Below are 6,549 nucleotides of genomic sequence, written 5' to 3'. Positions count from 1 at the left end.
CAGGCGCTTTTATCTCCCCAAGGTAGACAGATTTTCGCTCAACGCAAGATTGATGTGGAACCTGTCTTTGGGCAGATAAAGGCTTGTTTGGGTTACAAGAGATGTAATCTGAGAGGGAAGCGTCAAGTGAGAATTGACATGGGATTGGTACTTATGGCCAATAACCTCCTAAAATACAATAAGAGAACGACTCAAAATTAAAAAGCTAGAGTTCCGCAATTGGGAAGCTCTAGCTTTTTTTGTGGCTGAGAATTATTTTGTCCCAGGCTCTTTTTTTATATTCTATGAAAGATTAACAGGTGTTTTAGGCTAGCAATACTACTGTCCTTGTCATCCAGCCATTTGCAAACGTAATAAAGGATAATACCCGCTAAAACATTTGCTGTAACAGCAAGTAAGAGCTCAAAGGTAAGACTCATTTTTGAAACACCTCTCTTCCAGCAAGAATTTTGCTTTTGGGTAAGCATTGCTTAAATAGTATATCATATATTGTAGGTTAAGAATAGTGGGAAAATAAATAAAAAGCCTAGAAACGTTGATTTTCTAGGCCTTTTTAGCATATTTAAAACCACAATTAGAATCGCTTATAATTTCTCAACATCCTTCACAAAACTTCTATGAACAGTACCACAATTTTGACAAATTTCATGATAGAGGGCAATACCTCCTGAAACGAATTTAGCCTCTTCACTGACTAATCCTGCATAACCTTTCAGTTGTTTTTTTACGACAAATTGGTCAGCACCGCAGTGGGTACAAATTTGATTTTTCATGACTAGACCTCTTCATTTAAGCGGAAAATATCTTCAACGGACATGCCAAAGACACGTGCGATTTTAAGCGCCATTTCAAGCGAGGGGTTATATCGATTATTCTCCAAGTGGAGAATAGTTTCCCGTCGTACACCAATCTTATCCGCCAATTCTTGCTGGGTCATGCGGGCGTCTTCTCGGATGGCTTTTAAGTTTGTTAGAATTTTTCCCATATCTAACCCCTCTTTTCAAATATGAGGAAAAACAGGTCAAAAAACACAATCATGGATGCAGTAAAAATCAAAACCATGCCTGTTCTTAGGGTGAAGGGAAGGAAAAATGTTACTATGCTCAACACTATCAGAGATAGAACTATCAGTACCAGGGTTGTGCAGGCTGCCTTTGCCAAGTTCATATAGAAACGCTCGTCTGCTTGTTCATCAACTTTTTTTAATGCAAAATAGAGAAAGCAAAGAATGAGGACAAACAAGCCAGAACCTAGAAAAAGGTGTTTCAGCCAGATAGGACTAGTAGCTGGTGTGATTATCCAGATACCTTTAGTGTAAATGGCCATAGCGGTAAATAAGGTCATACCATATAACTTCTCTGTCAGTCCAAAATACTTTTCCTCGTCTTCTTGAGATTGTGCCTTGGAAACAAGCCAGAAAATAAGTCCTTGCATGGTAATCGTGACTAGAAAAACAGTGTGTTTTATCCAGGGGGAATTACTTGGCGGAGTTAATAGCCACAGTAGTAGCATAACAGGTAACCAAGCCCAAATTAACCATTTTTTGATGTGTTTCATCTTATTCTTCTTTCCTGTCTTTAAAGTAGAAGGCAGAAAATCCAATGGCACTACCGATAATTGGTGTAAGGCTAATCAATATTTTAGCCAAAAGACTGAGGTTTGTAGCTAGAAAAACGTAGCTAATAATGAAAAGATTAGTCATCAGTGTTGAAATGATGAGCCCTATTTTTTGTGATTTAAACATGATGTGTTCCTCCTTTGTTAGAAATAGTTCACATTGAACAGTAAAATTTTTAGGCTTGTGCCTAATGGCAGATTTTCTTGTAAGAAAGGATTGGTGACCGTAGCATTTGTTATAAATATCTCACCTCTACGTTATAAATATATCACATTAAAAAAGAAAATACAAGTATTAAATCAAAAGATATTTTCTAATCTTTTCTCAATCAGACAAAATTCAGCCAGAAGAATAGTTTAAGCAAGAAAAAAGCCCAGAAACGTTGGTTTCATAGGCTTATTGTGTGTTCAATTACTTAACTTCTGTAAACACGACATGTTTACGCAATTTTGGTGAGTATTTCTTCAGTTGAAGACGGTCTGGAGTATTACGTTTGTTTTTAGAAGTAAGGTACAAGCGTTCACCAGATTCTTTGTGCTCAAGTGTAATATTTACGCGCATGCTATCTCCCTTCCTTATTCTGCTGCTGCAGCTTTGGCGATTTTACGTCCCTTGTAGTATCCTTTGAGGGATACGCGGTGAGAACGTGAGTAATCTCCAGTAGTTTCGTCAAAAGTTACAGTTGGAGCTGTTACTTTGTAGTGTGTACGACGTTTGTTTTTCTTCGCTTTTGATGTGCGACGTGCAGGTACTGCCATTGTTTCTTTTCTCCTTTTTAAGTTTCCTTGACTGATTGTCAACTCTACTAGTATACCAAAAGTTTTTTGTAAAGTAAAGTTACTTGACAGATTTTTTCTTTTTCTTTAAAAATATCTGACAATTTAATCCAGAATATTCTAAAAATTTCAACCAATCCTAGTGAAATCAGCCTTGAAATGTGTTATAATGAAAGGACAAAGAATTTTACGAGTATGTGAGAGGAAAAATCATGACTGATTTAAAAGATAAGCGTCATCGCTCCAGCATCTATGATAGCATGGTCAAATCCCCTAACCGTGCCATGTTGCGGGCGACAGGAATGACCGATAAAGACTTTGAATCCCCTATCGTAGGGGTTATTTCGACTTGGGCAGAAAATACTCCCTGTAATATCCATTTGCATGATTTTGGGAAATTAGCTAAGGAAGGTATTAAGGCCGAGGGAGCTTGGCCAGTGCAGTTCGGTACCATTACGGTGGCGGACGGGATTGCCATGGGAACGCCTGGTATGCGTTTTTCTCTGACTTCGCGGGACATTATCGCGGACTCTATCGAAGCAGCTATGGGCGGGCACAATGTCGATGCCTTTGTCGCAATCGGTGGCTGTGATAAGAACATGCCTGGCTCCATGATTGCCATTGCTAATATGGATATTCCAGCTATCTTTGCCTACGGCGGAACCATTGCACCGGGAAATCTGGACGGCAAGGACATTGACCTCGTTTCGGTCTTTGAAGGAATCGGGAAATGGAACCACGGTGATATGACGGCCGAGGAAGTTCGGCGTATCGAGTGCAATGCTTGTCCGGGACCTGGCGGTTGCGGCGGTATGTACACAGCTAATACCATGGCGACGGCGATTGAGGTTTTGGGAATGAGCTTGCCTGGCTCCTCTTCTCACCCTGCCGAGTCAAAAGACAAGAAAGAAGATATTGAGGCAGCGGGGCGCGCCGTTGTCAATATGCTGAGAATGGGCTTGAAACCGTCTGATATTTTGACGCGCGAAGCCTTTGAAGATGCAATCACGGTAACCATGGCGCTGGGCGGCTCTACCAATGCTACTCTCCACTTGCTGGCCATTGCCCATGCGGCTAATGTCGAGTTGACTCTGGACGACTTTAACACCATTCAAGAGCGCGTGCCTCACTTGGCTGACTTGAAGCCGTCAGGACAGTATGTTTTCCAAGACTTGTACGAGGTCGGCGGTGTGCCTGCGGTTATGAAATACCTGCTCGCGAACGGCTTCCTGCACGGTGACCGGATTACCTGTACAGGTAAGACCATGGCTGAAAATCTTGCAGAATTTGCTGATTTGACACCGGGTCAAAAGGTCATTATGCCACTAGAAAATCCAAAACGTGCCGACGGGCCGCTCATTATCCTGCACGGAAATCTGGCGCCAGACGGTGCGGTTGCCAAGGTTTCTGGGGTAAAAGTGCGTAATCACACAGGTCCTGCTAAGGTCTTTGACTCTGAGCAAGACGCCATTGATGCTGTTTTGGCTGACGAAGTCGTGGACGGCGATGTAGTCGTTGTGCGCTTTGTAGGGCCAAAAGGAGGTCCTGGTATGCCAGAAATGCTGTCGCTTTCTTCCATTATCGTGGGGAAAGGGCAGGGGGACAAGGTTGCCCTTTTGACAGACGGTCGTTTTTCAGGAGGAACCTACGGTCTGGTTGTCGGACACATCGCTCCTGAGGCACAAGACGGTGGACCGATTGCCTATCTGCACACGGGCGATATGGTCACGGTTGACCAAGATACGCGCGAAATCACCATGCATGTCTCTGAAGAAGAGTTGGAAAAACGTCGGGCTGAGACAGAATTGCCACCACTTTATAGCCGTGGGGTTCTTGGGAAATATGCCCATATCGTATCCTCTGCTTCAAAGGGTGCGGTTACAGATTTCTGGAAGACAGAAGAAACGGGTAAAAACAAAAAATAAGTCAGTCGCCTTAGGGCGGCTTTTTGTGTGAACAAGCTGGATTTGAAAAAGAAAAAAGTTTGGATTTCTCCAAACTTGTTCGTTTTTATCTGGGGCTAATGCCTAGGAAAATACGGCCAAAACGGCTGATACGGGTGATTTTCCAAGCGGGCGACCAAGTAACTTTGACCGAAACGGTCTCAATCCCCTCGATTTGCTTGAGAGAGTCTACCACTTCAATGGGCAGGCTTTCTGCACAGTCGCAGGCGGTATCTGTAAAGGTCATCACGACTTGGCAATGACCCATTTCGTCCAGATTGATTTCGTAAATAAGGCCGAGATTGTAAATATCCAGCTCAACGTCTGGGTCGACAATTTTTTCTAGTCTCTCAACTAACTGATCGGCAAGTGCGGCAGCGCGGTCATTGATTTTGATATCGTCCCTCATAAGCTTTCCTTTCTTCTCTGATAAATTGTTTTAATTTTCTCACAATTCAGTTTGTTTTGCAAGGGCTTAGCAAAAATGAAAACGGATTTTTATAAAAATTTGCCCGTATCTCCTCAAAGGTCAGGAATTATGGTAAACTAGTAGTAGTTTTATGTGAAGAGGACAGAAGTATGAAATTACAAAAACCTAAAGGTACACAGGATATTTTACCGGGACAATCCGAAAAATGGCAATATGTCGAGGCGCTCGCGCGGGAGACTTTCAAGAAGTACCGCTATCAAGAAATTCGTACGCCGATTTTTGAGCATTATGAGGTCATTAGCCGCTCGGTAGGTGACACGACCGACATCGTCACCAAGGAAATGTATGATTTTTATGACAAGGGCGACCGTCACATTACGCTGCGTCCCGAAGGAACAGCGCCAGTTGTGCGTTCTTATGTGGAAAATAAATTTTTCGCGCCAGAAGTGCAAAAGCCTGTTAAGCTCTACTACATGGGCTCGATGTTTCGCTATGAGCGTCCGCAGGCGGGACGTTTGCGGGAATTTCACCAGATTGGGGTCGAGTGCTTTGGCACGCTCAATCCAGCGGTTGATGTCGAAACGATTGCTATGGCAGCGCAGCTTTTTGATGAGCTAGGCATTCAAAATGTCACCTTGCACCTTAACAGTTTGGGCAATAGTTCTAGCCGCGCAGCCTATCGTCAGGCCCTGATTGATTATTTGACGCCGCTGCGAGAGGGTCTGTCTAAGGATAGCCAGCGCCGTTTGGAGGAAAATCCTCTGCGGGTTTTAGATAGCAAGGAGCCCGAAGACAAGGTTGCGGTGGAGAATGCGCCGTCCATTTTGGATTATCTGGATGAGGAAAGTCAGATTCACTTTGACACCGTGCGTCAGCTTTTAGAAAAGCTAGATATTCCTTACATCATTGACACCAACATGGTGCGTGGGCTTGACTACTACAATCACACGATTTTTGAGTTTGTGACCGATGTGGCGGGTAGCGAGCTGACTATTTGCGCGGGCGGGCGTTACGACAGTCTGGTTGAGTATTTTGGTGGGCCAGACACGCCGAGCTTCGGCTTTGGTATGGGCGTTGAGCGCCTGCTCTTGGTCTTGGACAAGCAAGGTGTCAGCCTGCCTCTTGAGGAGGAACTGGACATTTATATTACGGTTTTAGGGGCGGAGGCCAATGGCAGAGCTTTAGAGCTGGTGCAAGCCCTCCGCCGTCAAGGCTTTAGAGCCGAGCGTGATTATCTGGACCGCAAGATTAAGGCGCAGTTTAAGTCGGCAGACAGCTTTGGTGCAAAAACGATTTTGACCTTGGGACAAAGTGAAATCGAAAGCAATCAAGTGACCGTCAAAAACAATCAAACACGGGCAGAAGTAACGGTTAGTCTGACCGATGTGGAGACAAATTTCCAAGAAATTTTAAAAAATTTAGAGGCTTAAGTTTCTTTTAAGCTAGGGAAGTTATACTATATACATCAGATGAGATATCTGATACTCCTAATAACTTTTCTTTTTCATAATAATCTCGGCTCTATAATTTCTGTAGTGGGTAAAATCACTTTAGGGATTATGGAGCTTATTTTGTTGTAGAAAAAAAGTCCCATATGACCTATAATGAAAAGCGATCAAACCATCATTAGAAAGACTCATATGGAACAATTAAATTTTATCACAAACTTACTCGGAATTAAAGACCCTAACATTACGATTTTGGATGTTCTAGATGCTGGAACGCATAAAGAAATCATCGCGAAGTTGGATTATCCTGCTCCTAAATGCTACAGCTGTCATG

10 protein-coding genes and 1 pseudogene are annotated in these 6,549 nt (G+C 43.2%); 4 read left to right on the top strand and 7 right to left on the bottom strand.

Annotation, left to right across the window (positions count from 1 at the left end):
* Nucleotides 1-201: transposase (locus A3I3_RS0108925; protein ID WP_018370691.1), on the top strand; the 201-nt coding region annotated here is incomplete at its 5' end.
* A gap of 383 nt (nucleotides 202-584) precedes the next feature.
* On the opposite strand, the gene A3I3_RS0108915 is transcribed toward A3I3_RS0108925, so the two are convergent.
* The 6 genes from A3I3_RS0108915 to rpmF all read right to left on the bottom strand — a co-directional run bounded on the left by A3I3_RS0108915 (nucleotide 585) and on the right by rpmF (nucleotide 2,376).
* A complete protein-coding gene (locus tag A3I3_RS0108915) occupies nucleotides 585-773 on the bottom strand; it encodes a hypothetical protein (RefSeq protein ID WP_012000320.1) in 189 nt (62 codons plus the stop codon).
* A 2-nt stretch (nucleotides 774-775) separates the two neighbouring features.
* Nucleotides 776-985, bottom strand: coding sequence for a helix-turn-helix transcriptional regulator (locus tag A3I3_RS0108910; RefSeq protein WP_000516405.1), 210 nt, complete (start codon nucleotides 983-985; stop codon nucleotides 776-778).
* A gap of 2 nt (nucleotides 986-987) precedes the next feature.
* Complete coding sequence (locus tag A3I3_RS0108905) at nucleotides 988-1,557, bottom strand: hypothetical protein (protein ID WP_018372357.1); 570 nt, start codon at nucleotides 1,555-1,557, stop codon at nucleotides 988-990.
* A 1-nt stretch (nucleotide 1,558) separates the two neighbouring features.
* Nucleotides 1,559-1,744, bottom strand: coding sequence for a hypothetical protein (locus tag A3I3_RS0108900; protein WP_000477157.1), 186 nt, complete (start codon nucleotides 1,742-1,744; stop codon nucleotides 1,559-1,561).
* Between the two features lie 285 nt (nucleotides 1,745-2,029).
* On the bottom strand, nucleotides 2,030-2,179 hold the full coding sequence (rpmG, locus tag A3I3_RS0108895; RefSeq protein WP_001265622.1) for a 50S ribosomal protein L33: 150 nt from the start codon (nucleotides 2,177-2,179) through the stop codon (nucleotides 2,030-2,032).
* A gap of 14 nt (nucleotides 2,180-2,193) precedes the next feature.
* Entirely contained in the window at nucleotides 2,194-2,376 is a 183-nt protein-coding gene (gene rpmF, locus A3I3_RS0108890) for a 50S ribosomal protein L32 (RefSeq protein ID WP_002894148.1), read from the bottom strand.
* 230 nt (nucleotides 2,377-2,606) lie between these two features.
* On the opposite strand from rpmF, the gene ilvD reads away from it, so the two are divergent.
* Nucleotides 2,607-4,319, top strand: a complete 1,713-nt coding sequence (gene ilvD, locus A3I3_RS0108885; RefSeq protein WP_018372356.1) for a dihydroxy-acid dehydratase — start codon at nucleotides 2,607-2,609, stop codon at nucleotides 4,317-4,319.
* An 85-nt stretch (nucleotides 4,320-4,404) separates the two neighbouring features.
* On the opposite strand, the gene A3I3_RS0108880 is transcribed toward ilvD, so the two are convergent.
* Nucleotides 4,405-4,746 carry a metal-sulfur cluster assembly factor gene (locus A3I3_RS0108880; RefSeq protein ID WP_018372355.1) on the bottom strand — a complete coding sequence of 114 codons (342 nt, stop codon included), beginning with the start codon at nucleotides 4,744-4,746 and terminating at the stop codon, nucleotides 4,405-4,407.
* Between the two features lie 170 nt (nucleotides 4,747-4,916).
* Between A3I3_RS0108880 and hisS the strand changes: the two genes are divergently transcribed.
* Both hisS and A3I3_RS10900 read left to right on the top strand, forming a co-directional pair.
* Nucleotides 4,917-6,197 (top strand): histidine--tRNA ligase, encoded by a 1,281-nt coding sequence (hisS, locus tag A3I3_RS0108875; RefSeq protein ID WP_018372354.1) that lies wholly within the window; start codon nucleotides 4,917-4,919, stop codon nucleotides 6,195-6,197.
* A 210-nt stretch (nucleotides 6,198-6,407) separates the two neighbouring features.
* Nucleotides 6,408-6,549 (top strand): annotated as a pseudogene (locus tag A3I3_RS10900) (ISL3 family transposase); the annotation flags it as partial.

Source organism: Streptococcus massiliensis DSM 18628 (assembly GCF_000380065.1).
In the GTDB taxonomy this organism is placed as follows: domain Bacteria; phylum Bacillota; class Bacilli; order Lactobacillales; family Streptococcaceae; genus Streptococcus; species Streptococcus massiliensis.
Note: the sequence above shows the minus strand (reverse complement) of the source record. Positions and strands in the feature narration are given on the sequence as shown.

Coding starts and splice junctions, on each gene's coding strand:
- rpmF (WP_002894148.1), bottom strand. CDS start 2,376: ATGGCAGTACCTGCACGTCGCACATCAAAAGCGAAGAAAAACAAACGT.
- A3I3_RS0108900 (WP_000477157.1), bottom strand. CDS start 1,744: ATGTTTAAATCACAAAAAATAGGGCTCATCATTTCAACACTGATGACT.
- A3I3_RS0108880 (WP_018372355.1), bottom strand. CDS start 4,746: ATGAGGGACGATATCAAAATCAATGACCGCGCTGCCGCACTTGCCGAT.
- ilvD (WP_018372356.1), top strand. CDS start 2,607: ATGACTGATTTAAAAGATAAGCGTCATCGCTCCAGCATCTATGATAGC.
- A3I3_RS0108910 (WP_000516405.1), bottom strand. CDS start 985: ATGGGAAAAATTCTAACAAACTTAAAAGCCATCCGAGAAGACGCCCGC.
- A3I3_RS0108915 (WP_012000320.1), bottom strand. CDS start 773: ATGAAAAATCAAATTTGTACCCACTGCGGTGCTGACCAATTTGTCGTA.
- hisS (WP_018372354.1), top strand. CDS start 4,917: ATGAAATTACAAAAACCTAAAGGTACACAGGATATTTTACCGGGACAA.
- A3I3_RS0108905 (WP_018372357.1), bottom strand. CDS start 1,557: ATGAAACACATCAAAAAATGGTTAATTTGGGCTTGGTTACCTGTTATG.
- rpmG (WP_001265622.1), bottom strand. CDS start 2,179: ATGCGCGTAAATATTACACTTGAGCACAAAGAATCTGGTGAACGCTTG.